General features: G+C 47.1%; 28 protein-coding genes. 13 read left to right on the top strand and 15 right to left on the bottom strand.

The features are described 5' to 3' along the window. The first annotated feature begins 97 nt into the window (after positions 1-97). Together LJ740_RS18755 and LJ740_RS18760 are read left to right on the top strand one after the other, a co-directional pair. Positions 98-520, top strand: a complete 423-nt coding sequence (locus tag LJ740_RS18755; RefSeq protein WP_229530667.1) for a hypothetical protein — start codon at positions 98-100, stop codon at positions 518-520. Further along, positions 517-711 (top strand): helix-turn-helix transcriptional regulator, encoded by a 195-nt coding sequence (locus tag LJ740_RS18760; protein WP_229530668.1) that lies wholly within the window; start codon positions 517-519, stop codon positions 709-711. The genes LJ740_RS18755 and LJ740_RS18760 overlap by 4 nt, the downstream gene beginning before the upstream one ends. On the opposite strand, the gene LJ740_RS18765 is transcribed toward LJ740_RS18760, so the two are convergent. From LJ740_RS18765 to LJ740_RS18775, 3 genes are all read right to left on the bottom strand, one after another. Beyond that, a complete protein-coding gene (locus LJ740_RS18765; RefSeq protein WP_229530669.1) occupies positions 653-1,618 on the bottom strand; it encodes a hypothetical protein in 966 nt (321 codons plus the stop codon). The genes LJ740_RS18760 and LJ740_RS18765 overlap by 59 nt on opposite strands. Positions 1,619-1,856: 238 nt before the next feature. Beyond that, a complete protein-coding gene (locus tag LJ740_RS18770; RefSeq protein ID WP_229530670.1) occupies positions 1,857-2,351 on the bottom strand; it encodes a Csu type fimbrial protein in 495 nt (164 codons plus the stop codon). Between the two features lie 138 nt (positions 2,352-2,489). Next, entirely contained in the window at positions 2,490-3,218 is a 729-nt protein-coding gene (locus LJ740_RS18775) for a hypothetical protein (protein WP_229530671.1), read from the bottom strand. A gap of 413 nt (positions 3,219-3,631) precedes the next feature. On the opposite strand from LJ740_RS18775, the gene LJ740_RS18780 reads away from it, so the two are divergent. Both LJ740_RS18780 and LJ740_RS18785 read left to right on the top strand, forming a co-directional pair. Continuing rightward, on the top strand, positions 3,632-4,477 hold the full coding sequence (locus LJ740_RS18780) for a M23 family metallopeptidase (protein WP_229530672.1): 846 nt from the start codon (positions 3,632-3,634) through the stop codon (positions 4,475-4,477). Between the two features lie 78 nt (positions 4,478-4,555). Next, a complete protein-coding gene (locus tag LJ740_RS18785; RefSeq protein ID WP_229530673.1) occupies positions 4,556-5,866 on the top strand; it encodes a M20/M25/M40 family metallo-hydrolase in 1,311 nt (436 codons plus the stop codon). A gap of 47 nt (positions 5,867-5,913) precedes the next feature. Here LJ740_RS18785 and LJ740_RS18790 read toward each other — a convergent pair whose 3' ends face one another. Continuing rightward, positions 5,914-6,276: a hypothetical protein gene (locus tag LJ740_RS18790; protein ID WP_229530674.1), complete on the bottom strand. Its 363-nt coding sequence runs from the start codon at positions 6,274-6,276 to the stop codon at positions 5,914-5,916. A gap of 133 nt (positions 6,277-6,409) precedes the next feature. On the opposite strand from LJ740_RS18790, the gene LJ740_RS18795 reads away from it, so the two are divergent. Further along, a complete protein-coding gene (locus LJ740_RS18795; protein ID WP_229530675.1) occupies positions 6,410-7,423 on the top strand; it encodes a sulfotransferase in 1,014 nt (337 codons plus the stop codon). Here LJ740_RS18795 and LJ740_RS18800 read toward each other — a convergent pair. Both LJ740_RS18800 and LJ740_RS18805 read right to left on the bottom strand, forming a co-directional pair. Next, positions 7,410-8,243, bottom strand: coding sequence for an MOSC domain-containing protein (locus tag LJ740_RS18800; RefSeq protein ID WP_229530676.1), 834 nt, complete (start codon positions 8,241-8,243; stop codon positions 7,410-7,412). The genes LJ740_RS18795 and LJ740_RS18800 overlap by 14 nt on opposite strands. Positions 8,244-8,324: 81 nt before the next feature. Then, a complete protein-coding gene (locus tag LJ740_RS18805; RefSeq protein WP_229530677.1) occupies positions 8,325-9,290 on the bottom strand; it encodes a GlxA family transcriptional regulator in 966 nt (321 codons plus the stop codon). 197 nt (positions 9,291-9,487) lie between these two features. Here LJ740_RS18805 and metA point away from each other — a divergent pair, with 197 nt between their 5' ends. The 4 genes from metA to def all read left to right on the top strand — a co-directional run bounded on the left by metA (position 9,488) and on the right by def (position 14,756). Further along, complete coding sequence (gene metA, locus LJ740_RS18810) at positions 9,488-10,417, top strand: homoserine O-acetyltransferase MetA (RefSeq protein ID WP_229530678.1); 930 nt, start codon at positions 9,488-9,490, stop codon at positions 10,415-10,417. 81 nt (positions 10,418-10,498) lie between these two features. Then, complete coding sequence (locus LJ740_RS18815) at positions 10,499-11,551, top strand: homocysteine S-methyltransferase family protein (RefSeq protein ID WP_229530679.1); 1,053 nt, start codon at positions 10,499-10,501, stop codon at positions 11,549-11,551. Positions 11,552-11,577: 26 nt separating this feature from the next. Then, on the top strand, positions 11,578-14,199 hold the full coding sequence (gene metH / locus LJ740_RS18820) for a methionine synthase (protein WP_229530680.1): 2,622 nt from the start codon (positions 11,578-11,580) through the stop codon (positions 14,197-14,199). An 11-nt stretch (positions 14,200-14,210) separates the two neighbouring features. After that, on the top strand, positions 14,211-14,756 hold the full coding sequence (def, locus tag LJ740_RS18825; protein WP_229530681.1) for a peptide deformylase: 546 nt from the start codon (positions 14,211-14,213) through the stop codon (positions 14,754-14,756). A gap of 1 nt (position 14,757) precedes the next feature. Here def and LJ740_RS18830 read toward each other — a convergent pair whose 3' ends face one another. After that, positions 14,758-15,855 carry a bile acid:sodium symporter family protein gene (locus LJ740_RS18830; protein ID WP_229530682.1) on the bottom strand — a complete coding sequence of 366 codons (1,098 nt, stop codon included), beginning with the start codon at positions 15,853-15,855 and terminating at the stop codon, positions 14,758-14,760. Between the two features lie 69 nt (positions 15,856-15,924). Between LJ740_RS18830 and LJ740_RS18835 the strand changes: the two genes are divergently transcribed. Then, the gene (locus LJ740_RS18835) at positions 15,925-16,413 is read left to right on the top strand and encodes a WbuC family cupin fold metalloprotein (protein ID WP_229530683.1); all 489 of its coding nucleotides are present in this window, start codon (positions 15,925-15,927) and stop codon (positions 16,411-16,413) included. A gap of 10 nt (positions 16,414-16,423) precedes the next feature. On the opposite strand, the gene ctlX is transcribed toward LJ740_RS18835, so the two are convergent. Then, positions 16,424-17,347 (bottom strand): citrulline utilization hydrolase CtlX, encoded by a 924-nt coding sequence (gene ctlX, locus LJ740_RS18840; RefSeq protein ID WP_229530684.1) that lies wholly within the window; start codon positions 17,345-17,347, stop codon positions 16,424-16,426. 166 nt (positions 17,348-17,513) lie between these two features. Between ctlX and LJ740_RS18845 the strand changes: the two genes are divergently transcribed. Continuing rightward, positions 17,514-17,960: an Lrp/AsnC family transcriptional regulator gene (locus LJ740_RS18845; RefSeq protein ID WP_229530685.1), complete on the top strand. Its 447-nt coding sequence runs from the start codon at positions 17,514-17,516 to the stop codon at positions 17,958-17,960. A 50-nt stretch (positions 17,961-18,010) separates the two neighbouring features. Here LJ740_RS18845 and LJ740_RS18850 read toward each other — a convergent pair whose 3' ends face one another. From LJ740_RS18850 to LJ740_RS18880, 7 genes are all read right to left on the bottom strand, one after another. Beyond that, a complete protein-coding gene (locus tag LJ740_RS18850) occupies positions 18,011-18,868 on the bottom strand; it encodes a D-amino acid aminotransferase (protein WP_229530686.1) in 858 nt (285 codons plus the stop codon). A gap of 76 nt (positions 18,869-18,944) precedes the next feature. Next, positions 18,945-19,901, bottom strand: coding sequence for a 5-oxoprolinase subunit C family protein (locus LJ740_RS18855; RefSeq protein WP_229530687.1), 957 nt, complete (start codon positions 19,899-19,901; stop codon positions 18,945-18,947). Next, on the bottom strand, positions 19,891-20,604 hold the full coding sequence (gene pxpB, locus LJ740_RS18860; RefSeq protein ID WP_229530688.1) for a 5-oxoprolinase subunit PxpB: 714 nt from the start codon (positions 20,602-20,604) through the stop codon (positions 19,891-19,893). Before pxpB ends, LJ740_RS18855 begins: the two co-directional genes overlap by 11 nt. After that, positions 20,601-21,332, bottom strand: a complete 732-nt coding sequence (locus LJ740_RS18865; RefSeq protein WP_229530798.1) for a 5-oxoprolinase subunit PxpA — start codon at positions 21,330-21,332, stop codon at positions 20,601-20,603. The genes pxpB and LJ740_RS18865 overlap by 4 nt, the downstream gene beginning before the upstream one ends. 11 nt (positions 21,333-21,343) lie before the next feature. After that, entirely contained in the window at positions 21,344-22,135 is a 792-nt protein-coding gene (locus tag LJ740_RS18870) for a putative hydro-lyase (protein ID WP_229530689.1), read from the bottom strand. Between the two features lie 116 nt (positions 22,136-22,251). Next, positions 22,252-23,097 carry a DUF4392 domain-containing protein gene (locus LJ740_RS18875; RefSeq protein ID WP_229530690.1) on the bottom strand — a complete coding sequence of 282 codons (846 nt, stop codon included), beginning with the start codon at positions 23,095-23,097 and terminating at the stop codon, positions 22,252-22,254. A gap of 40 nt (positions 23,098-23,137) precedes the next feature. Continuing rightward, positions 23,138-24,289, bottom strand: coding sequence for an acyltransferase family protein (locus LJ740_RS18880; protein ID WP_456107212.1), 1,152 nt, complete (start codon positions 24,287-24,289; stop codon positions 23,138-23,140). Between the two features lie 277 nt (positions 24,290-24,566). Here LJ740_RS18880 and LJ740_RS18885 point away from each other — a divergent pair, with 277 nt between their 5' ends. Together LJ740_RS18885 and LJ740_RS18890 are read left to right on the top strand one after the other, a co-directional pair. After that, on the top strand, positions 24,567-25,544 hold the full coding sequence (locus LJ740_RS18885) for a DUF1852 domain-containing protein (protein WP_229530692.1): 978 nt from the start codon (positions 24,567-24,569) through the stop codon (positions 25,542-25,544). 28 nt (positions 25,545-25,572) lie between these two features. Next, positions 25,573-26,607: a methionine synthase gene (locus LJ740_RS18890; RefSeq protein ID WP_229530693.1), complete on the top strand. Its 1,035-nt coding sequence runs from the start codon at positions 25,573-25,575 to the stop codon at positions 26,605-26,607. The last annotated feature ends 68 nt before the right edge of the window (positions 26,608-26,675 follow it).

The raw sequence follows: 26,675 nt of genomic DNA on the forward strand, positions 1-26,675 counted from the left end.
CTGTCTAAAAGTAAAATAAGCTTGACATGGTGGTTTCCTAAGGTTTATGCTTTTTGAGGTAAAGTTTGTTTTACATATTATCAAAGAGAGTAGACTTATGAAGCAAAGCAAAACGGCGAGCTCACGCCTGGATGAGCGTTTAAAACAGGGTTCTAAAACCATTTTTTTCTGGACGTTGGCGTGGTTAATTTGTACCGCACTGTTAGCTTTTGGGCCCAAGCTGATCTGGAATTTTAATATCCCCATTACGCTGAGTGTTGTCGCACTTAACATCATTGCCGGAATACGCATGTTGTGGGTTAACAAACAACATCTGGCACAAATGGACGAGTTACAGCGCAAGATTCATATGAATGCCATGGCCGTGTCTTTGGGGCTGACCATGATATTTGGTTCGTTGTATGGCTTGTTAGAGCCTGCCGGTCTGCTGGATCACACGCCAAATCCCGGCAATATATTGTTTGTGATGGGGATTAGTTATTTGGTGTCAGTCGTGCTGAATAACAGGAAGTATTCATGAAGAATCGACTGAAAGTTCTAAGGGCTGAGCGCGACTGGACTCAGGCTGATCTGGCGCAGGCATTGGATGTCTCCAGGCAAACCATTAACGCCATAGAAAAAGGCAAGTTTGATCCCAGTTTGCCTCTGGCGTTTAAGGTTGCAAGACTGTTTCAAATGCCGATTGAGTCGATATTTCAGGAAGAGCCTTAGTGCTTATCTGTTGCTGTAATACCGTATTCCGTGTGAAGTTGACGGGCTGGAGCCAGAGTGTTTCATCTTTGGTGTCCAGTCCATCCGGTAAATAGGGGTTTGCTATCTCCAACAGGCGCACATTGTCAGTGTGTTGCATCGGGAATACGTGACGAGTGAGTTCGTGTTGCTGCATGTGGGCAGTGATGGCACCTTTTTGCGCCAGCTTTTTCATGCCCTGTTGTAGCTTTTCCGCCAATTCAGAGGAGGATTTAGCCACGTAGAAAAACACGGCAAATGGATAGTGCAGTAGTAGTGGATCATAGCTTTGAAAATCAGGATATTGGGCGGAACGCATTTGCACTTCTTTCGTGTAATCGTGGTAGCCACGTGGAAAATAGTCACAGCGCTCGGCATCCAACATTTTAAACAGATCCTCGTAAACAGTAGACGTCGTAACTTTGAGACGGGCATTTTGTAAGATTTTAGTGTCTGGCCAATAGGTTCCCTGACAGGCGGTCAATGATCTCAATTGTGTCAGGTTTTCTATGGCATCAAATACCGAACGATTTTTTTGGTGGATAATGAACTTGCGAAACCCAATCAATCCTCTGCTGGTGGGTACTGTTACAGGGAGCACATGTCGGGACAAGGATTTGTCAGCGCCAAACCAGTAGACATCAATTAGATTGTGTTTACTCATTTCCGCCAATACGCGCTTTTCACTGCTGAAGGGGATTTCTGTCAGCGTAAAATGGTCAGCTTGGCTACTTTCTGCCAACGCCAGACGCAGCAATTTGGTGTGATAGTCGTGAGAAATATCCAGAGACGAACGGGGACCGGGGATCCGTATTTCACTTGCGTCAGGCGAATTTGCCCAAACTAAACTGCAAGATAACAACAAAAAACAGGCGATGAGGTAATGCATGACGCAGAGTATAGCCTGCTTTTTGTCTTTGAATAAAGCATGATGATCCTTGCGATACAATTTTGCAAACAGGCGCTGCCTGAAGGGTTCGTCATATAAGCGCTTTACTCGTTGTCACAGTCCTTACACTTATCCCTACAATCGGGTAGGTGAATAGAATAATCCAGGCGCAGTTATCGAGAACCATCAGGCCTGCAGAACAAATTTTGTACAGCAAAGATCAGCGCGCTTATGTGATTTAATTAAATGATACGGTGACTTCTATGGTATCGCGATAGACACCGGCATACTCAAAACCGTTGATTTGAGGGGTGACTTTGATAACACGACCTTTATCCTTGCCGGCAGTACCTGATCCTGTTCTTTGGGTTACGGTTTGGGGGCTGGTGAGGGAAAGATTGGCGGCGGTATTCGCAACTGTAAAAAGGTAGGGAATGCTGTCCCCGTTTTCACTGCGCAAGTATCCCCCGTTCAGCGAATTGTAAGTTGCCTGGGCATTGCTTTGTCCGGTGTTACACCAGATGAATACATTGTTGGTTCTTTGAGCTCGCGATGAACTCAGATCAAGATTCACGGCACGTTGTTTAACATTGTTGCGGACTTTGCAGGTGGGTTCAATGGTGCCACCCATTTCAATGCTGGTGCTGTTTTCATGTTGATTTGCTGCCATTGCCACAGGGAGATGCAGTACTGAGATTAGTACCAGCAACGGCATCAGAGTCTTGGGCAACATTCTACTATTCATCATTCCGGGTGTAATCAGGTCAAACACGTCATGAAAATGACGTTAATTCTTGCACAATTTAAATTTTGGGGACTAAAGCAAGGATAAGGCCAATATTACAAGTACCGGGAAAAGTCAGGAGGAGAATCAGGCCTCGCGATGGAAAATGAAATGCAACTGGCCGCGCTTTATCTGAACATCCTGGCCCATTTCAGCAAAAAGGCGTTCTTCAAAATCCTGTTCGTTTAACTGGTATTGCAGCTCTGAATCGTCATTCAGGCGGGCCACTACTTTTTCCAGTTCTGGCTTGTGGAAATCCAGTATTTTTTGTTTGTTTCCCAGCATATACAATGACAAATATTCTCTGGCATCGGTGTAGGTACCACTACTGAGGATATTCAGAGTGGTTTTCATGGTAGCCCCAAAAACCGAACGAATCGGGTGGGGGACCAATGCCGATATCAATTGCCGGGTGTCTTTCAGTACTGAGTATTCATCCTGAACCAGAGTGATTTTGTTCACCTGAATATCTTTCAGGAATATGAGCTTTTTGTCTTTGTCATAGGCGGGCCAGGCTACACCTTCAATATCGACATGAGCCCGATAAATCGGATTGGCCATTGAATCTACATGCAGGGCACAAAACAGGTTGATAATGAAGTGATCGGCCAGTTGTGGCATGGCCACTTTGGCTTGCTGAATAAGCAACTCACCTTTTGCCCCTGGTACCGGAAAAGCAAAGGTTTCCGGCAGGTTTTGACTTAAGAGGTGATTGAGTTCGTCGGCTTCCATGGTGACCGATTTGATTCGACGCAATTTGATCATCCATCTGGCAAGCCAATGATGTAATTTGGTTTTATCTATCTTCAGTGCCATGTCTATGCGTAGGTAATTAAACTTTCTATCTTTTATCGGGCGCGAACAATTGCGATATCAGGGGCTTTTACTAAAGCGATTAAACGCCGGGCGTCCTGATTCAGCCATTATAGTTTGAAATTAACAGTAAAAGGTATGATTGCAACTGAAGATTGTAACTGCAATGTCTTTTGTGAATATCAGTAATGAGAGCTGGTTCACACAAATCGACTAATAAATATGCAGTTTGTTGCCGATACTTTAAGTAACGGTAGTTTACCGTTGTATGTGTGTTCCTATTAGGTGTGTTCCCTGGGCCGCTTCTCGTGAAGCGGTCTTTTTTCGTTTGCGGCAAAAATATTTGTTACACTTTGAATGAAACAATAATTCAGGGTGTCAGGTACTCTGATCAGGTGCCTGGTCGAATAGTTAAAATGAAGAACCTTGTTAGTTTAGTCTGTTTATTGCTTATCTGCAGTTGTCCGGTTACGGCGGCTTATAAATCATTTTGCAGTGATGATTGGGCCTGCGCAGGCGCGGAAAAGAATGCCTCAGGTGAAATCAACTATTGGATGGAAAACCAGAAGCCGTATCCGATCACAATGACCCTGACGGTCAGAACTTCCAATCTCAAGTCCATCACTGGTGAAGTGAAAAGAAAGTGGGAAATAACCAGAGTGATTGCGGGGCAGGAACGCCTGCAGGTTTTGCAGTTGCGCAAAGTGCAGGACGACAAGCTGACACGTGATCGGTTCGAATTCGACTGGATACCCGGTGACAAGAATGCTCAACATGACGAGCAGTATCGTTATACCTTGCCTTTTGCGCCCAACCGGGATTACAGAGTCGTGCAGGGCTTTAACGGTAATTACAGCCACCGTGGTGCCTCCCGCTACGCACTGGATTTTGCTATGCCAATAGGATCGCCGATTCATGCCGCGCGTGCGGGTGTGGTCATCGACCTGGAGTCTGGAAACTGGCAGGGCGGAGCGTCCCGACGATTCGCTAAATATGCCAATTATATTGTGCTATTGCACGATGATGGCACCACCGGTGAATACTATCATCTGAAGCAACATGGTGTAGCGGTATCCCTTGGCGAATCGGTGTCTGTGGGACAACTGATTGGTTATTCGGGCAATACCGGATTTTCGTCTTTGCCACATTTACATTTTGCTGTCTACAAGGCACGCAGCCACGGTCAGTATCAGTCGTTGCCCATCCAGTTTAACCGCCCTTTAAACACCTGGAAACGAAGAGGACTGGGTTTGTCTGACTAGTGAAGGGCTGCGGCTTAAACTTGTTATTTGGCAGACAGCTGATAGGCTTAATGGCACAATAAAAAAACACTGACTGCCATGATCCGAACCTCATTTTTAAGTCTATTCTTGCTGACCTGTTCCTGTTGTAGCCTTGCCTTTGCCACAGAAGAAAGCACGGAACAATCGATACTGCAACTCATCGAATCTTACCAACCTGAAGCCCGAAAACTATTGAAAGAATCGGTGCTAATCAATAGTGGTACTATGAATTTTGAAGGCGTGCGGGACGTAGCCAAACACCTGCAAACCGCCTATGCGGAAGCCGGTTTCGAAACCCGCTGGATAGATGGCAGTGGTTTTGGGCGGGCCGGACACCTGACTGCGCAAATGGGAACGCAGGGGGTGAAGTTCCTACTCATTGGCCACCTGGATACTGTTTTTGCGAAAAATAGTGGGTTTCAGCACTATGAGGTGATTGATGAACATCATCACAAAGGGCCCGGTATCACCGATATGAAGGGCGGCAACATTATCATGCTGCAAATCTTAAAGGCGTTACAAGCCAGTGGGGCACTCAGTAATATGCAGGTCAGGGTTGTGCTGACCGGTGATGAAGAGAAAAGCGGAGAGCCGCTCAGCGCGGCCAGAGCAGAATTGATTGCTGCGGCCAAATGGGCTGATGTGGCAATCGGGTTTGAAGACGGCGACAGTGACCCCACAACCGCCGTGATTTCGCGCCGTGGTGCGATAAGCTGGACACTGGACGTGAAGGGGCGTCCGGCACATTCTTCCCAAATATTCAGAGAAGGTTACGGCGATGGAGCGATTTATGAAGCCGCCAGAATCCTGAACACCTTTAGGGAAAGGTTGTCTGTGATGCCCAATCTGACCTTTAATCCTGGCATTATCGTCGGTGGCACCGAAAGTCACATTGGCGAAGATGCTAACGCTACTGCATTTGGCAAGGGTAATGTCATTGCGCAAACTGTGCAGGCAAAAGGCGATTTGCGGGCATTAAGTCCGGAGCAAGTGGATATGGCTAAAAATACCATGCTGGCTATTGTGCAGCAAAACCTCCCCGAGACCAGTGCAACCCTGATATTCGAAGACGGGTATCCGCCATTGGCTCCCACACAGGGCAATAAAAAGCTGTTAAGTCTGTTTAATCAAATTAGTCAGGAACTGGACTACGGTGAAGTGGTGGCGGTAAATCCCCGAAATGCCGGTGCGGCTGATATTTCCTTTACCTCGGGCCACGTAAAAATGGCAATTGATGGCCTGGGGCTGATGGGCGACGGTGGTCACACCATCAATGAAGTTGCGGATATGCGCACCTTTGAACAAAACATGAAGCGTGCAGCGCTGTTGATGTATCGCGTTGCGAATACGCCTGGCTTTGTGGATTGATTTGGCGCAATTTAAGCGTTGAAAAGTGCCTTAATATGCCCTGGTGATTACCAGGGCCACTCGCCACGAATTACATTGAGTCCGCGCCCTGAGATATCCAGTGCCTGTAGCGAAAAGTCTTTTTTGTTGTGGACCATTTCCAGATAAGGGAAAAACCATTTGATTCTGTCTTTAAAGTGTTCGTTGAGATATCTGTGATAATGCTCGAGTGCGCCGCTTGCGGAAACCGGTAAGTTGCCACCATAGTCACCTCCTACCCGGAAAGGGAACTCCAGGCTGATGGGGCAAAATGCAAACCCCTCAGCCTTTTCATAAATGAGAACGATATAATTGATCCCGTCCAGAATGGCTTCCTTGTGCCAGGTAGGAAGGGCTTTTGATGGAGCAGATTTAGTTTTACCGGCCATCATTAAATACTCCAGTTTGGATAGATTAAGTTTAGCGTTTTTTTGACACCTGGCCGGTTAAAAATGAAGAAAAATGAAAACTTCTTAATTGTTGGCTAAATGCACAATGTCTGCGCAATTCTGTGCCAGGTTTGTTATGCGTTTAAGACAACAGGATTTTCGGGTGAATGAGTCGGCCTGGCAAGTAAACACAAGCAACGCGGAGCACAACCGCTTTCTAAACCTGGCAGGTGTGCAACAAGATTTGGCGCAATGTGATTCGTTTCAGCACCTGATTATCTGTGGCTTACCCAAATGTGGCTCATCTTTACTTCTGAATTTACTGGATAATCACAACCAGTTAAGTGTATTTCCCGACGAGTTACGCTTTATGGACGCGGGTTGCCAAAACATGCGCAATGTCGATGCCCTGGTGAAGTTACTGCAAAGTTATCATATCCGGCAACCTCTAAGTTGTTTGGCAAGCCTGGATGATTTCCCTGAACATCGAGGTTCCAGATCCTGGTTGCGCGAAGATGTTCGTTTTAATTTTGAATTGTTCAGTGACGCCATAGTCAGCTATTTTGGCAAAGCAAATACTGCTGAGCAGCGTTACTTTGCCTGTTTTTTGGCATTGGCGTGGGCCAGGCAGCAGCAACAAGTGCTGATGACAAACAAGCCAGTACTGGTTTCAAACTCGCTCAATAATGAGCTGTACATGTTCAGCTGGCAACGAATGTTGCAATCTCGTGTGCGGTTTTTGTGGTGTATTCGAAACCCTTTTGAGCAGTATCTGAGTTTGCTAAAGACGGCTGCAAAATACGGACAAAAGCCTTTGCCGGTAGCGCTGTTTTGTCAGTGGCTAAAAGGGCGTTATGATCTGCTACCTTCACACGCTGAAAATGTATTTATTCTGCGTTACGAAGATTTAATTAATAACAGCCTAAATACCGCGAATAAAATTGCCAACTTCCTGAACATCGAATTCCAATCGACTATGCTGCAGCCCTCGCAAAATGGCGTAGCCTGCACCGGACGTTCTTCCCGAGGTATTGATCGAAACGGGATTTATCACAATCCTGAATTAGCAAAATTGCAACTGGACAGCAATACGCTAACTGTCCTTGATACGGAACTTGATGTGATATTGCGGCGCTTTAATTACCGGTGAGTATCTGCAACGATTGACCGACAATCAGGGTTCCAGTGTCTTTGTTGGGCAAATGGGCATGTTGCCCGAAGTAGGGCAGCTTTTTATCACCTACCTTAAAGCGTTCCATCAAAGTTTGCAGTGGTTGCCCGGGCGTGGCTACCACGCCTCTTTGCTGGTCTACCGAGGTCATAGGGCAGCGTTGGCACGGGCCGATCATCGCAAAATCTAATGAGTCGGCGCGCAGGTTCTGCCACTGATATTCCTGCCAGGGCTGTGTATCTGCAAGGATTATATTGGCGCGAAAGCGGTCCATGGGCATGGGTTGAGGCAGATGTTGGTTTAGAGCAGACAAAGACGCTTCGCAGGTGATTAAGAATGGACAGGCATCCGCCAGTTTTAACGTTGATTCCTGATTCTCCAGATATCTAGTGGCGACCAGGCGCTCTGCGTTATTATTAAATCTCACCAGTCGCAACTTTCCACCGCGAAATTCGCCTAACACCTGAGTTAACCAGTCGCTTACTGCCTGCGATTCTTCAATACCTTCCACGGTATCTTTCCATATTTGCCAAAGCGCCGTGGGAGTCTTGGGGTCTTGTGTTACCTCAATCGTGCCATGGTACTCATGACTAAGACTCAACTGGCCATGTACGAAGTGGGTTTTTATCGTGGCCATAGCCGGGATTTGTCGCTGTGTAACAAACTTACCTGAATTGTCCACGATCATCCATTGCCGGTCGCCTTCCAGCCCGGTCGGAAGTACATTAACCTGAGACAGGCTAATACCGGCCAGGGATTTTACCGGATAGATGTAGAGGGCTGAAATGCTCGCGTTCATTGAAATATCCTTAGGGCCTTTTGGCCATGAGTGCATGATTGTTATAAATAAAATAAAGGGGTTTTACATGGCAAAACAGCGCTACAGGCTCTGACTAAAATACTGTCTCCAAAGGCCCGGCTCTATACCGTATTTGCGTTTAAAAGCGCGCCCGAAACTATCACTGGACTGGTAACCTACCTGAAACGCGACACTTTTTATACTCTTAGAATCATCACTCAGGAAAATTTTTGCCTGCTCCAGTTTGATGTGTTCCAGCCAGGCTCTGGCCGTCATTTGATAATGTTGTTGTACCAGGCGATTAAAGTGCCTGTCACTCATGGCGCATTGTGCTGCCAGATCAGTGACGCTGACAGTTTTATGCAGGTTGTCCTGCAACCACATGTACACTTTTTGCAAGCGATCGTTGTCAATGCTTTGAAATTTTAATGATTCTGAAAACTGACTTTGGTGCCCGGCGCGTTTAAAGTAAGTGACCAAATATTTAGCTGCCGATGTGGCCACACGTACCCCGTGATCTTGTTCGATAATATGTAAAGCCAAATCAATACCACTTAATACGCCTGCGGATGAATAAAACCTGTCGTGTTGAATAAACAACCTGTCGGCATCCACGATTAAGTGGGGATAACGGTGTTTTAACTCTTCGGCAAAGTGCCAATGGGTAGTCACGGTTAACCCTCGTAACCGGGGCAGATCTGCCGCTAAAAACACGCCGGTACAAATACACACTATGCGTTTCCTCTGGTTACATTGCTCCTGCAGATAAGGCTGAAGTAATGCCTTTGTGGCCTGTTGTCTTGCACCTGTTCCACCGGGAATCACCAGAGTATCAATGCTGGGCGCGTCGGCAAAAGTATAGTCGGCTTCAATCTGAATGCCGGTTTCACTTCTAATCTTTTTCCGGGGCGCAATAATACAGGATTCATAAAGTGGTTCAGCGTCAGCTTTGATGAGATCAAAGCATTCCAGTGGCCCGACGAGGTCTAACAGCTGTATATCGTCGTAAGCCAAAAAGCCGATGCGATGTGGGCAGGAAGTTGTCATTTAGCGAGGATTTATATCTGACGGTGCCAAGACTATAGCAGGTTTAAATATGTCTTAAGTGTCTAATGTGCGACATTTTCAGACATTCGTCGGTTTTGGACGTCCAGATGTTTAGACGTAAAGATGTTGACAATATGAGCTATTAAGGCACAATGCCGGAATCTAAGTCGATTTACTAAGAGGTTGAGACAAATACCATGCCCATTCGAGTACCTGCTGAATTACCTGCACAAGCTATTTTAGACAAAGAGAATATCTTTGTTATGGATAGTGAGCGCGCGGCTATGCAGGATATTCGACCGCTGGAAGTGGGAATTCTCAACCTGATGCCCAATAAAATTCAAACCGAAACACAACTTTGTCGGTTATTGTCCAACACGCCGCTACAAATCAACGTGGATTTAATCCGTATTGATAACCACGTCTCAAAGCACACACCGGCAGAGCACATGGACTCTTTCTATCAGAACTTTGATGATATTGCTGAAAAGCGCTATGACGGCCTGATTATCACCGGAGCCCCCGTGGCGTTAGTGGACTACGAAGAAATATCCTACTGGGATAAGATCACCACGGTGATGGATTGGGCACGCCGGCATGTGCAATCTACCCTCTATTTGTGTTGGGCCGCACATGCTGCCATGTACCATTTTTATGGTATTAATCGCCATATCCGTGAGGACAAGTTATTTGGGGTGTTCGAACACAAGGTTAATCAGCCGCTGGATGAATTGGTGCGGGGGTTTGACGGTCGTTTTTATGCACCTCATTCCCGCTATGGTAATATTCTGATTGAACAGTATGAATCTGTTCCCGAATTAGATGTGCTGGCCAGCTCGGATGACGCTGGGGCCTATATCGTGGCTTCAAAAGACAAACGTCAGGTGTTTTTAACTGGCCATCCGGAGTATGAGTTACATACCCTGAATGATGAATACACCCGCGATATCAGCGCTGGATTAGACACCGCAATCCCGTTGAATTACTTCGCGGAGCCAGAAAATCCGCAATCGACGCCTGTCATGAGTTGGCGCAGTCATGGTACCTTGTTGTATACCAACTGGTTGAATTATTGTGTGTATCAGGTGACGCCATACGACCTGAACGAATTGAGTAGCCGCACATAGACATTGTCTGTTTTCTGAATGTCAGCCGCAGTGAACAACACACAGCTTGCTGATGAGCGAAATCGAGTGAATGAGTTTCATATGAGTAACAAAACCCAACAACTATTAGCCTTGCTGGCTGACAGGATATTAATCCTGGACGGCGCAATGGGAACTATGATCCAACGCCATAAGTTGGAAGAGCAAGATTATCGCGGCGAGCGTTTCGCTGACTGGCCATCAGATCTTAAAGGCAATAATGATCTTCTGGTATTAACCCAGCCAGACATTATTCGCGAAATTCATGGCCAGTATCTTGAAGCAGGCGCGGATATATTAGAAACCAATACCTTTAACGCCACCAGTATTTCCATGGCGGACTACAATATGGAATCACTGGTGACGGAGATTAATATTGAAGCTGCCAGGCTTGCGCGTCAGGCCGCTGACGAATACACCGCTAAAAATCCCGACAAACCCCGTTTTGTCGCCGGGGTTCTTGGGCCTACTAACAGAACCGCCTCTATTTCACCGGATGTAAATGATCCCGTTTTTCGCAATATTAGTTTTGAGCAACTGGTAGAAGCCTATAAAGAGGCAACTCATGCACTGATTCAGGGGGGCTCTGATTTGATTTTGATCGAGACCATTTTCGATACCCTGAACGCCAAAGCGGCTGCGTTTGCAGTGGATGAGGTGTTTGACGAATTAGGCTGTCAGTTGCCTGTGATGATTTCGGGTACTATTACCGATGCGTCAGGGCGCACCTTGTCAGGTCAGACCGCAGAAGCTTTCTATTATTCTTTGCGTCATATTAAACCCATCTCCTTTGGCCTTAACTGCGCTCTGGGCCCGGATCTATTAAGACAATACGTGAAAGAGATCTCTGATGTGGCTGAGTGTCATATTTCCGCGCACCCCAATGCCGGATTACCTAATGAATTTGGTGAATATGACATGGAAGGGCCGGAAATGGCGGCGCACATTAAAGAATGGGCTGAGTCTGGTTTGGTGAATATTGTTGGTGGTTGCTGTGGTTCTTCACCGGAACATATCAGCTCCATTGCAACGGCAGTATCCTCTATTGCACCGCGCAAATTACCTACGCCTGAGGTCAGAATGCGATTATCTGGCTTAGAGCCATTTATTCATTAATACGCCCACGAAGAGAGACAGAGATTATGAATCAAGCATCATCGACATTTGTCAATATAGGTGAGCGTACCAATGTTACCGGCTCTGCGCGTTTCAAACGACTGATACTGGAAGGTGATTACGAAACTGCGTTGGATGTTGCACGTCAACAGGTTGAAAGCGGCGCACAGGTGATTGATATCAACATGGATGAAGCCATGTTGGATTCAGAAGCGGCCATGACCCGGTTCCTGAATCTGATTGCCTCCGAACCCGATATTGCAAGGGTTCCTATCATGATTGACTCCTCGAAATGGACAGTCATCGAGGCCGGACTGAAATGTGTTCAGGGTAAAGCCATAGTTAACTCCATCAGCCTGAAAGAAGGCGAAGAACCCTTTTTAGCTCAGGCCAAAAAAATCAAGCGTTATGGCGCGGCGACTGTTGTTATGGCATTTGATGAAGTGGGGCAGGCGGATACCGAGGCGCGCAAGTTTGAGATCTGTGAACGCTCGTACCGACTGCTCACTGAGAAAATCGGGTTTCCACCCGAAGATATCATCTTTGATCCCAACATTTTTGCTGTTGCCACCGGCATTGAAGAACACAACAATTATGCGCTTGATTTTATCGAAGCTACCCGTCGCATAAAACAGAACCTGCCACACGCGCATATCTCTGGTGGCCTGTCGAATATCTCCTTCTCGTTTCGCGGCAATAACCCGGTGCGGGAAGCCATGCACTCGGTATTTTTATATCACGCTATAAAGGCGGGTATGGACATGGCCATTGTTAACGCTGGCCAGTTGGAAGTGTATGACGAAATTCCGGATGAACTGCGCAAAGCCGTGGAAGATGTGATTTTGAATCGTCATCCGGATGCCACCGAAGTGCTGGTAAACCTGGCGCCTAAATACAACGGCGATGGTAAAGAAGCGGTTAAAGAAGATCTGAGCTGGCGCGAACAACCGGTTAACAAGCGTCTGGAACATGCACTGGTAAAAGGTATCACTGACTACATTGTCGAAGACACCGAAGAAGCCCGGCTAAATGCAGAGCGGCCGCTGCACGTGATTGAAGGTCCGTTAATGGATGGCATGAACGTAGTGGGTGATCTGTTTGGCGAGGGTAAAATGTTTCTGCCGCAGGTGGTTAAATCAGCACGAGTTATGAAAAAAGCCGTTGCTCACCTGGAACCCTTTATTGAAGCGGAAAAAGAAGCAGGCAGCACCAATGGCAAAATATTGCTGGCTACCGTAAAGGGCGATGTGCATGACATTGGTAAGAATATTGTTGGCGTTGTACTGCAATGCAACAACTATGAGATTATCGATCTGGGTGTCATGGTGCCTTGTGCCACCATTTTGCAGGAAGCGAAAAAGCACAATGTGGATATCATCGGCCTGTCTGGCCTGATCACGCCATCACTGGATGAAATGGTGTTTGTGGCCAAAGAAATGGAGCGTCTGGGTTTTGACCTCCCGCTGCTAATTGGCGGTGCTACCACATCCAAGGCGCATACCGCAGTAAAAATTGAGCAAAACTACAGTCACCCTGTTGCTTATGTGTCGAACGCGTCTCGTGCAGTGGGGGTTTGTCAGAAGCTGCTGTCAGCCACTCACAAGCCTGATTTTGTGGCACAGCTGCAAAAAGAATATGACACGGTAAGAGAGCAACACGCCCGTAAAAAGCCGCGCTCCAAACCCGTAACCCTGGAACAAGCCCGCAGTAATCCGGTTGCTATCGATTGGGACAACTACCAACCACCGGTGCCGCTTAAGCTGGGAGTAGAAGCGGTTGAGGCCGATATTGCTACCTTGCGTCACTACATCGACTGGACCCCGTTTTTCATGACCTGGTCATTGGCCGGAAAGTATCCGCGTATTTTTGACGATGAAGTGGTGGGAGAGGAAGCTAAAAAGTTATTTGCCGATGCAAATTCGCTGTTAGATGAGTTGCAGTCGTCAGGTCAGTTGCAGGCAAAAGGCGTCTATGGCCTGTTTCCTGCGAATGCGGTAACCGATGATGTTCAGATATTCACGGATGAGAGTCGCTCACAGTTGCTGGCCACCAGTTGTCACCTCAGACAGCAAACGGATAAAGGCCAGAACCCCAATTATTGTTTAACTGACTTTGTGGCACCCAAAGAGTCAGGCAAAGCCGATTACGTTGGGGCTTTTGCAGTAACCGCAGGTATTGGTGAAGACGAACTGGCCAACGCCTACAAAGCTGCAGGCGATGATTACAACGCCATTATGATTCAGGCGGTGGCCGACAGACTGGCTGAGGCCTTTGCAGAATATCTGCATCAACAGGTCAGAAAGGTTTACTGGGGTTATGCGCCAGATGAAGCGCTGGATAACGACGCCCTTATTCGTGAAAAATACCAGGGCATTCGTCCGGCACCGGGTTATGCCGCTTGTCCTGAACACACCGAAAAACAGGTGATCTGGGACCTGCTGGAGGCTGAGAAGCACACCGGTATGAAGCTGACGGAAAGCTATGCCATGTGGCCCGGTGCATCGGTATCCGGCTGGTATTTCTCACACCCTGATTCTCGCTATTTCGCGGTTGCACAAATCCAGCAGGACCAACTGCAAGATTATGCACAGCGCAAAGCAATGAGTATCGAAGAAGCTGAGCGCTGGTTAGCGCCAAATTTATCCTGATGGAGGTCATTATGAATGAATTTGAAAATTATCCTGATGTGTTGCAAATCGCAAAACTGGGTGAACCGGTTTTGCGACAGGCGGCCGCTCCCGTGACCGAATTTACTCAGGATTTAGAAAAGTTTGTCGCGCGATTACAGGACAAAATGACCGAAGCGGGTGGTGTGGGCATTGCTGCACCCCAGGTATTTTGCGCAAGACAGATTTTAATCATGGCCAGCAAGCCCAACAAGCGATACCCGGATGCACCTCAAATGGAACCTTTAGTGGTCATTAATCCGCGTATCATTGCGCAATCTAAAGACACAGTGACGGATTGGGAAGGTTGTCTGAGTATTCCTGGTATACGTGGCCAGGTGCCAAGAGCCGATTGGGTCGAGGTGTTTTTTCAGGATACTCAGGGTACCATGCAGCGCAGACGTTTTGACGGCTTTTTAGCCCGCATATTTTTGCATGAGTATGATCATCTGATTGGTCGTGCCTGGCTTGATTCAGTGCAAAATAATCGCGACATTATCAGTGAAGATGTGTATCTGAATCAGGTGGCTGCCGCCTGATTCAGCGCTGATTTTTATCCTGACTGGCGCTGTTGCGCCACCAGGTAGCTAACAGCGAACCGGTAATGTTCATTGCCGGACTGAAAAAAGCTGGCGCCAGACCCATGGTGGCCAGTTTCTGCATGGATAAGGCGATGCCGGACGCTAATCCGGAGTTCTGCATACCCACCTCAAATGCAACTGTGCGGGCGTCCTGCTCTTCCAGTTTCAACAGTTTTGCCAGGCTATAACCCAGGCCAAATCCCAGTAAGTTGTGCACCAGCACAATAGCAATTAACAATAGTCCGATGCTCAGGATAGCCTCTCTACCCGCCGCCCCAATAATCGCCAGAATGATCACGATACCCGACATAGAAATCAGGGGCAGTACTTTTTGTAACAGCGCGACTTTATGCCGGAAGTAATGGTTCACCAGTAAGCCCGCCAGCACCGGCAAAATCACAATTTCGAGCATATTAAAAAACATGGCTGTGCTGTTGATCGCAATCAGTTCACCGGCCAGTAACTGCATTAAAAACGGTGTAATAAAAGGCGAAAGCAGAGTCGCGATAGCCGTTAACGTTAATGATAAAGCGACATTAGCATTAGCAATGTAGCTCATCACATTAGAGGCCAGGCCGCTGGGTGAGCAACCCACTAAAATTATGCCAGCAGCTATTTCCGGCGGTAATTGCGACAACATCGCCAGTGCAAAACCGATTAATGGCATCAGCGTAAACTGGCACAACAAGCCGATGATAACACTCTGGGGCATGGACAAAACCCGGACGAAGTCAGCAAAACTGATGGTACAGCCCATGCCAAACATGATCAGCATTAAAAGTGGAATAATGAGTTGTTTGGTATCGAAATTCTTTATCTGCATAATAGCGTCAGGAAAGAGCAGCCCAAAACCAAACGCCGCGAATATCCACAGGGTGAAAATCAGGTGACGGGTTTGCTGTATCTGATAAAGGGCTAAAGACAAAAGCGTAAACCCCGCCATCATAGCCGAGAAAGTAGAGCTTTTAGCATCCAGCTGAAAATAGAAGATGGCTGCCATCATAAAACTGGCTATTGCCGCAAGGGTGAAATTTCTGGATGTTTGAGGGATTGCCATCATTCACTTTGAATTTATAAATTACAGATATTAATCTAGCAAAAAGAGGCAGGGTATAAAAACTTAAATATGACCATTAAACTATTTGATAATCAGTTATTTGCTGAACTTGATGAGAAAGCCGCCAGTAGCCCCCGCCGGCGCAGTAATTACAACATTCACCAAGAGCCGGATGCAGCTGTCCAGCGGCTGTTTATCACCCTGTACCCCGATTCCTACGTTAGACCTCATAAACACCTTCAGTCGGATAAATGGGAGTTCTTTTTAATGATAACGGGCGAAGTGGCTTTTTTACTGTTTGATGAGCAGGGGGTATGCAAGGAGCGTTATCATTTATCAGCCAATGGTGATGTCAAAGGCTTAGAAATCCCGCCAGGTGTCTGGCATACCGTGGTGCCTTTACAGCAACCCGCCACCTTTTTCGAGGTAAAACAGGGGCCTTATATCCCACTGGATGACAAGGGCTTTGCCAGCTGGGCGCCAGAAGAAGGCGTAAACGAAGTGCCGGCGTTTTTAGCGCGATTGAAAAATATAGAGCCGGGCCAGGCAATAAACTGACCCTGACAATTTAGCGTTTGGATAAATGAATCCCTGCTAACATGCAGCGTACAGAGCCGCCTGCCAGTTCCAGCATGGATACATCTAATGGCAGTAAGGTGACATGTTGTTCCAGTTGCCTTATTTGCGCCTTATCCAGTGCCTTAAACGCGGTTTGGGACAGGGCCAATAACCGACCCTTTTTGCTTTGCAGCTCCAGTGCATTACCGCAAAACAGATTGATTTGCTGCTCGGTAAGGGCAACGATTTGTCGACCGCTATTTTCGAAACGATGAATAATTTCCTGACGGCGCGGCAAGTCCTGCATCATATCAAACCCTGCCATCACAAAATCTGTCCCAATACACATCAGTACATTAGTGTGGTAAATCGGGGTACCACTGCTATCGGCAGCCTTAAACACCATAGGTTCAAAATTGAAGTGAGAGCAAAACCGCTCCAGGGCAATGGAATCAGTTCGGTTCGATTGCGCCGCATAAGCGACTCGCTCCAGATGGTCCAGTACCATAGCGCCGGTGCCTTCCAGAAACAGGTTGTCATACTCCAGTCCGGAATAATCTACCACATCCTGTACCCGGTATACTCGCTTTAGCATTTCAATGATATCGGTACGGCGCTCTTTACGACGGTTTTCGGTATACATAGGGTAAATGGCTACCTGTCCACCGGTATGAGTGGAAAACCAATTGTTAGGGAATACTGAGTCTGGTGTTTCAGTGCCTGTGTCTTCAAACAAATGTACATCAATGCCATGGTCTTGCAGTGTCTTTGCTACCTGAGTGACCTGGCTAAAAGCGACCTGAGTGACTTCTGATGCCGGTAGATGCACCTCTGAAGGTTGAAACTTATTATCACTCAGGGTTTGTGGGTTAGGGCAAAATGTATGCGGCCTGATCATTACTACAGATGCCGGAGCTTGCGGATTCATCGCCATCAATCATTCTCCACGATTATTAGGGTGTTTATTTTTATGGCGAATAGCCTACTACGAAGCTGAATTAGTATAAATGTCAAAAATTTGTATAAAATCCAATTTATTTTTGCAATTTGACAGGTGCAATCTGTCAAAATGATATTTTTGTTTAAAGGTGGGTGAGAAATTGAGTAGTCAAAAGGGCGTGCCCTATTTACATGACAGTCTCGATCGACAACTGCTGGCTATTTTACGCGGTGACGGCCGGGCGTCGATATCCAAACTGGCGGGTGAGTTAAACGTTTCCAGAGGCACTGTTCAAAACAGATTAGATCGTCTGGTGTCCTGTGGGGTTATTTTAGGTTTTACGGTTCGCGCTCATGAAGAAATTGAAAGCAATGTGGTGCGGGCGATAATGATGATTGAGGTAGTGGGCAAGTCCACTGCTCAGGTGATCCAAAAATTAAAAGGAATACCACAATTGCAAAAGCTGCATACCACTAACGGGGCCTGGGATTTGGTGGCAGAAATCGTGGCAGGAAACCTGGTTGAGTTTGATCACGTATTGCGCGATGTCAGGTTAATTGATGGGGTGCTGAACAGTGAAACCAGCATACTGTTAACCAGCGCCTGACATGACTGAAACAGGCGGAAGCAAGGTATTCCTACTTCCGCGTAACTGAATTAATAGTCAAATTTGTGTTTTGAGTACAGCGCCTGAGCCTGCTGCCAGATTTCTCCGGGAATGCCGCTGTTAATCAACGTATCATCCACCTGAATTACCGGCATAAGTTCTTTCGAAGAACTGGTAAGCCATACTTCATCGGCATTTAATACATCCGTTTTACTGATTTGTGCCTCTGAGACGCGATATTCGCTGTGCATCCTTAAAATGTCTAAAATCAGCTGCCGGGTAATACCGGGCAACAGGGCCGTACTCAGTGGTGGAGTGACGATATGACGATTTTTTACAATAAATACGTTGGATGAACTGGCTTCGGTCAAATAGTCAGACTGGTCAAACAGCAGAGTTTCATTGGCACTGTGTTCAACACCCTGCTGATAATGCATTACATTGCCCAGTAGAGACGTTGACTTAATATGACAGCGTTGCCAGCGTCTGTCCGTGGTGGTGATAACCTTCGCCGTTCTGGCATTGTTGATATCAGCCACAGGCGCAGCGGGGATTTCAAAAGTAAAGGCAAACACCGTGGGGCTAATTCCCTGCGGATAAGCGTGACTGCGTTTGGTGTCGGCTCCCCGACTTACCTGAATATAAATTCCCAGGTTACCTGAGCTATTTAATGACAACAGCTTTTCGCACAATGTACGCCAATCCTGGAGTTGGGTGGACAACTGAATCTTCAGCTCTTTCAGGCCATTATTAAGTCGATTGATATGAGGTTCAAACCCTACCATTTTCCCATTGTAGGATGGGATAACTTCGTATACCCCATCGCCAAATAAAAAGCCGCGATCCATAGGGGAGATTTTTGCTTGCTCAGCAGGTAGGAATTCCCCATTTAAGTACACCTGATTCATGGTTTTCTGTTTCCGGAAAAGAAAATTAAGTTAATTCGATTTTATTGCACTACTGATTGCCAGTCTTTGCAGTTGGTCATTCAGTGTAGCGTTGCATCGTCGTGTTGTTGAATTTGGCCCGGGCAAGATGAAGCTGATTGTGCGCTTCTTCGATTGTGACGGGGGTAAATTCAACCGTAGCACCTGCCGTGGTTTGCATTAGTTTGCTTAAGTCTAATGATAATACACTGCCTATTTTGGGGTAACCCCCAATTGTTTGTCGATCTTTGCCCAGAACTATGGGCTGTCCGTCGGCTGGTATCTGTACCGCGCCCAGGGCGATACCTTCCGATAACATGGTGCGGGTAGGAAACTCAATTGCCGGGCCTGTCAATCGATAGCCCATTCTGTCGGCCAGTTGGCTTACGGTGTAGCGATTACCGAAAAAACGTGCCTTTTGCAGCCTGTCAAAACGGTCGTATTGATAGCCCTTTATTAATCGCAATTGCAAATTTTTTGAGTAATCCGGGATATCTTCACGGTAAAGTCCCAACAGTGGCTGATTTTGGGTGGCAAACCTGTTCAATATCTGGTTTGCTTTTAACGGTTTTCCGTTAATGCCTCCAATACCTTCGCGTACGACTGTGGCGGCGCTGTTTAGTTGTGGTGTCACACTGAATCCGCCTCCCACTGCCAGGTAGAGTCGACAACCGGCTGAGGCAAAGTTGATGCTAAGTTTATCGCCCCTGGCCACATTGTGACTGCGCCACTGGGAAATTTCTGCATTATTTAAACTCACACTGCAGTGAGCACCGGTAATACTTATCTGGCAATCTGACAAGGATTCCAGATGTAGTCCGCCCATGGTTATTTCAAGGGTGGCACTATTGGCGGGATTTCCCAGTAATTTATTGGCCCACATAAAGGCGTGTTCATCGGCGGGACCGCCTGTGCTCAGGCCCAGTTTTGCCTGCCCAAAACGGCCTGCATCCTGAATTAAGCTCAGCATCCCGGCATCGAGAATTTTAAAAGCCTGAAGAGCTTCAGATGTCATGCAGTTCGCCTCCCTGTGCTAAATACTCGGCTTTGTCTATCGGCTTAAAACATACCCTATCTCCGACATTAAATGGCATGGCTGGGGTCTGCGATAAATCAAACAAAGGGGTAGGGCAAAGACCTATGATATTCCAGCCGCCAGGGCTTTGTGACGGATATACTGCGGTTTGTTGATCGGCGATGGCTACCGCGCCTTTCGGTACCTTTTTGCGTGGGGTTTGTAACCGTGGTGCAGCAATCATTGGGTCCACTTCACCCAGGTAAGCAAAACCCGGCGCAAAACCTATGGAGTACACCTGGTATTCTTTGGCACTGTGGCGTTTAATCACTTCATCCACTGAGATATTTTTGTCGTTGGCAATCGTAAGCAGGTCCGGCCCTGATTCTTCTGCATAATACACCGGCAGGGTCACCAGTTTACCCTGAGTCTGTTGAAACTGCGTTTGCCGCGCAGTGCAACAGGCGTTTTCAATTACCCTGGCAACAACAAAATGATCGGTGTTCAGGGCGTTGTAAATGACCAATAGGGAATTAAAAGATGGTACAAGGTCCAGGATATCACACCCAAGCTCTTTGCTAATGATGTGTTGTACGGCAGTGATCTGAGCGGAAACCGCTTTATCGGGTGTTGACGCAAAATACACTATCAGCGCGTTTTCTGATGCTGCAACAATTTTGGGGTAGTCAGTCTGGTTGGTCATTTTTGACTGCATAGCTGTTTGAGGCGTTTTATCAGGTTTATCGATTCCGGGTTATCCCCATGCACGCAAAGCGTATCGGCCTGAATTGCCAGATTGTCACCGGTATTTGTTGTGACTGTGCCTTCTTGCACCAGCTGTTCAACCTGTTCGATGATTTGTTGTTCATTGAGCACGGCACCGGGCTGACTGCGGCTTAGCAAGTGTCCGTTATTGTCATAACGACGGTCGGCAAAGGCTTCGAAAAGCAGTTCGATGCCCATTGTCTTTGCTTGCGTTGAATGTAGTCCGGTTTGCTGAGTCGCCAGCAGCATCAGCTTTAATGGCGTTGGATATCTGGCCACGGCCTCCATAACGGTGGTGAGTATTTGTGGTTCCGCCATCATTTGGTTATACAAGGCGCCATGGGGTTTAACATAACTGAGCTGTTGCTGTTGTGCTCTGGCCATGCCTTCCAGTGCGGCAATCTGGTAATGCAGTAAATTAATCAATTCGTTTGCAGCGATATGCATGGTTCTGCGGCCAAATCCCGCTAAATCAGGATAGCCTGGATGAGCGCCAATTTCGGTTTTGCATTCACCTGTGTGTTTTAGTGTCGAGGCCATCACATTGGCGTCCCCGGCGTGAAAACCACAGGCAATATTGGCCATATCAATATGAGGGATCACCGCGTGATCCATGCCCATTTGCCAGGCGCCAAAGCTTTCGCCTAAGTCGCAGTTAAGTTTAATCATGGGAATTTTCAGCCTATTGCAAAGTCACTATTTTTCAGGTCAGTTACTAACATACAACCTGGACTATGGGTAATGCAAAGTTCAGGTTTAGCATTCATGATGGCCAGTTGAGGTGTTACACCGCAGGCCCAGAATAAGGGGACTTCATCGTCGTGAATTGTAACCGCGTCGCCAAAGTCTGGTTGGCTCAAATCTTTAATGCCAATTAAAGATGGATCGCCAAAGTGTACCGGCGCACCATGTACTGACGGATAACGGCTGCATATCTGGATGGCCCGGATAGCGTCAGCTGCTTTCATAGGCCTCATGCTGACCACCATATTGCCGCTAAATCGCCCGGCGGACTTGCAGGGGATGTTGGTTTTATACATGGGGACATTTTTCTGTTCTGAGATGTTTCGCACTTCAATCCCTTCGCTGAGCAAAGCTTCTTCAAAGGAAAACGAACAACCTAACAGAAAAGCCACAAAATCCTCTTGCCAGATACTGCTAATATCCGGCACCTGCTCACTGAATTTACCATTTTTAAATATCTGATAGGCAGGGAAGTCAGTGCGAATATCAATATCATTGCCAGCCTGCTCTACCCGAAAGTCGCCGGGAAACTGACTGGTTGCAATGATGGGGCAGGGTCTGGGATTTAGTTGGCAGAATTGCCGAAATTCATCCGCCAGCTGGTTAGGTAAAATCACCAGGTTACATTGAACATAGCCTTTCGCCAAACCGGACGTATGGGTGCGGTAATCACCTTTTCGGATGGCCTGGCGTATCTCTTGTGGTGTCGATTGTGCTGTTAACATAGTGATTGTGATTCTTCTTTAATTGTGGTGATTTAACCGCAAATGGGAATACCAGGGAATAGACTGAACTAAAAAAAACTGAGTCATGACGTCAAAGCCATGTTTTTCCGATTGCGCTAATTTTTAGCATTGCCAATGATGACCCGGATTTGGTTGAGGACTTCATAGCCTGCACTAAAGCACAGGCTGTCTTCGGTGAGTTCGTTTCTGCGGGTAACACCATCGACACTGCCTTTGGCAGACAGGTATTTTAAGAGACTTTCCACATCGAGATTTTCCAGTAAATCCGCGGGATGCCAGAGGCTCATGATACCAATCAATCCGTACGCGCCCCAGTTAGAGACATCGGCCACTAATAACTCATCACATTCGGTCACCGAAGGAATTATATTGAGTGATGCCAGCTCTGGTGCAATATTACCCATGCCAATTTCGTTGCCGCCATCGCCAATGGCGATAGTAGGGCAGTTTGCCTGGCTCATAAAAAAATCAAAACTGGCGCAGCGGGTAGAGATATCTTCCCCCCGCATATTACAATACTGGCCTTCGCTATTGAGGCCCGGCCGTTCGATGGAAATAATGGCCGCCGGTTGGTATTGAGCTGCGATTTGCTGCGCGTACAGAGGGGCACCCTGAACATCATTAACCGCGATGGGGATAACCCGATAGTCATCTTTGAGTTGCGCATAAAGTGGAACACCACAAACCAGGTGGGGTGTCTTACCCAGCGTTTGCAACAGATTATAGAGTAAAATGGCGCCTACCGGACCGTCAGTCTCAAACGTATGATCTACAGGAAATCCGGTGCCAATCAGTACATTCCCCTGGCAGTGGAATAGTGTTTTTGCGGCGCGTAAAAAGTAACCAGGCCGCAAGGCCGACTGCATCGTTTTCATGCCTCTGAGGTTGCGTGCCACCAGACAATCTTCAATTAGCTGACTGATATTAATGAGGTTCATCATAGACGAATAGCGTTTCTCGTTTTCCAACGGTTAATGTGCATTATACTTTCCAGATAATGCGCTTTTTGTACATGTAGTGAAATATCACATAAGACACAATCAGGAAGCTCAATGACCAGGCCAGTGAGCCATTATAATTCCCCAACAGTGGTTGATAAACATGGGAAAACAAAAAGGCTTTCAGCGAAATTCCCTGTACGGGCACCATGATTAGGATCCGCTCCGCAATGCAGGCAAACAGGTAAAAAGCAATGGAGTTCGCGCCAAAAACGATAAAGGGTGCAGACCAGCCTTTGATACCCCGGTGATCAATTACATAAATACACAATGCCAGAGACAGGATTGCTATGCCTGAAGACAAAAATACAAAGGAAGGCGACCACAGTTGTTTGTTTATCGGAAAGACCGGGTCCAGAAGCCAGCCTGCTGAGGTTAAAACCAAACCCCAAAATAACAGCATTTTTACCTGAGGTAACAGCGGGGTTCTGTTTTGAGTGGCCCGTTGCAGATAATCGCCGACTGCCACACCGGAAATACAAGATGCCACAGCCGGTAGAGTGCTTAACAACCCTTCCGGATCAAAGCTGAAGGGATGGGTGCTACTATCGTATACATGGTTTGTTGTCAGAAGCAGATGATCTACCCAGGCGGCCAGATTATTGCCTTTGATGAGTAAGCCTTGATAGACATTACCCTGGGTATCGTTGTAGGGCACACAAAGCATCAAAACGGCATATAAAACAAGCAATAGCGGGCCCATTGCGTAGAAGTACTTCTTAGGCAGATACAGATAGCTCAACACACAAAACAAATAAACAACAGCAATGCGTTGCAGCACACCTAATAACCGGATGGAATAAAGACGTTGTTCTAACCAGTCGTAATTGTCAGCAATAAAATTAAAATAAAACAGCGCCAGAAACAGTCCCAGAGCGAATAATTTAGCGGCGCGGATGGCTGATGAATGCACGATGGCTGATTGGCTCAATCCCTTAGCTTGCATCACAGTGACAGACAGGCTGATGGATACCCCAACGATGAAAATAAAAAACGGGAAAATCAGGTCTGTAGGTGTCCAGCCATGCCATTGTGCGTGGCTAAGCGGGGCATAGACGTAAGACCAACTACCTGGATTATTCACCAGAATCATGGCCGTGATTGTCAGCCCCCGGAACACATCCAGAGATAACATCCGGTTCGAGGGTATCTTACTGAGAATCGACTCCGCATAGCGGCTAAAAAATACCATAACACATTTCCGTATTGTGAGTGTCAGCTGGGCAGGGCAACAATGTAGCTGTCCTGACCCAAAGAAACTCATGAAAGTATTTCATGTTTTGATGAAATAAAGTCATTTTTATTCATGTATGTGAATAGGTATAAATATCCCCATGCACTAACAACGTACGCAGCATAACGGCATTGCCCCGCAGTGTTTGACGCGTCGGAAAACCGGACCCCACAGCATCATGAGTAACGACTTTACCTTTACAATTAAAACTCAGCGTTTTGATGAACATTATCATCCTGCGGATAACACCCGAATTACCACTAATTTTGCTAACCTTGCCAGGGGCGAATGTCGTCGGGAGAACCTGCACAATGCTTTGAAAATGATAGACAACCGCTTTAATGCGTTGGCCCATTGGGATAACCCCAACGCAGATCGCTATGCGCTTGAACTGCAAATTGTGTCAGTGGATATGGCAATTCAGGGCTGCAGCGACGCATTCCCCAGTATCGAGATTCTGAAAACCAGTATATTTGATCGGCACACCAACAAGCGCACAGAAGGTATTGTCGGCAATAATTTTTCGTCTTACGTGCGGGATTATGATTTCAGTGTGGTGCTGTTAGAGCACAACAAAGGGCAGGCTAAATTTAGTATTCCGGACGGCTTTGGTGAACTGCACGGAAAACTGTTTAAGCACTTTGTGAATTCAGCGGCTTACCAACAACACTTTGAAAAACCGCCGGTTATTTGTCTCAGTGTGTCTGACAATAAAGTTTATCAGCGTACTGAAAATCAGCATCCGGTGTTGGGGGTTGAGTACCAGCCAAACGAATCCTCACTGACCGAGCAATACTTCAAAAAAATGGGATTGCAGGTGCGTTATTTTATGCCGCCTGACAGTGTGGCACCGCTGGCTTTTTATTTCTTTGGCGACTTGCTCAGTGATTACAGTAACCTGGAACTGATCAGTACTATCAGCACTATGGAAACCTTTCAAAAGATTTACCGCCCGGAAATCTACAATGCCAATGCGGTAGCAGGCAAATGCTATCAACCTAATTTGAAGAATCTGGACCACTCGCTTACTCAGATTGTTTGCGACCGGGAAGAGCGCAGCAAACTGGCTATTCAACAGGGTAAATTTGCTGAACAGTACTTCATTAAACAGTATCAACCGCTGCTGGAGCAGTGGTCTGCCAACTATGCCCTTTAACTTACAGAGAAACAGAATCAGCGATATTATGAAAACACTTTTACCTACATCTACGGCGGGCAGCTTGCCTAAACCCTCCTGGTTGGCACAACCTGAACAGCTTTGGTCACCCTGGAAATTGCAGGACGAAGAGCTTATCGACGGTAAACAAGATGCACTGCGGGTGTCCTTGCAGGAACAACAACAGGCGGGCATTGACATTGTTAGTGACGGCGAGCAAACCCGGCAGCATTTTGTGACCACCTTTATTGAACATCTCAGTGGTGTGGATTTTGAAAACCGCAAAACTGTAAAAATTCGCGATCGTTATGACGCCAGTGTGCCGACAGTCGTTGGGCCGGTGAGCCGCAATAAGCCGGTGTTTGTCGAGGACGCAAAATTTTTGCGCCAGCAAACGAAGAAACCCATCAAATGGGCACTGCCAGGTCCCATGACAATGATCGATACCCTTTACGATGCCCATTACAAAAGTCGCGAAAAACTGGCCTGGGAATTCGCAAAGATCCTCAATCAGGAAGCCAAAGAGTTAGAAGCCGCCGGTGTTGATATTATCCAGTTTGACGAGCCGGCATTTAATGTCTTTTTTGATGACGTCAATAGCTGGGGCGTAGCCACACTGGAAAGAGCGATTGAAGGTCTCAACTGCGAGACCGTAGTACACATTTGCTACGGCTATGGTATCAAGGCCAATACTGACTGGAAACAAACGCTGGGATCTGAATGGCGACAATACGAAGAAGCGTTTCCAAAGCTACAGCAGTCAGGTATCGATATTATTTCGTTGGAGTGTCACAACTCTCATGTGCCTATCGAATTACTGGAGCTGGTGCGGGGTAAAAAGGTAATGGTGGGAGCTATTGATGTGGCCAGTAATAAGATTGAAACACCTGAGGAGGTGGCCGAAACCTTGCGCAAAGCCTTGCAATATGTCGATGCGGATAAGCTTTATCCCTGTACTAATTGCGGTATGGCGCCGTTGTCGCGCCAGGTAGCCAGAGGAAAGCTACAGGCCCTGAGTCAGGGAGCGGCTATTGTACGCAAAGAGCTACAGGGCGCCTTGTAGCCTTGCGCGCATTTCCCCTGACCGGTAGTGGTTTTCAGGCAATACTACTGAATTCCACCACCGGTTGA

The organism is Planctobacterium marinum (genome assembly GCF_020687805.1).
Classification (GTDB): Bacteria; Pseudomonadota; Gammaproteobacteria; order Enterobacterales; family Alteromonadaceae; genus Planctobacterium; species Planctobacterium marinum.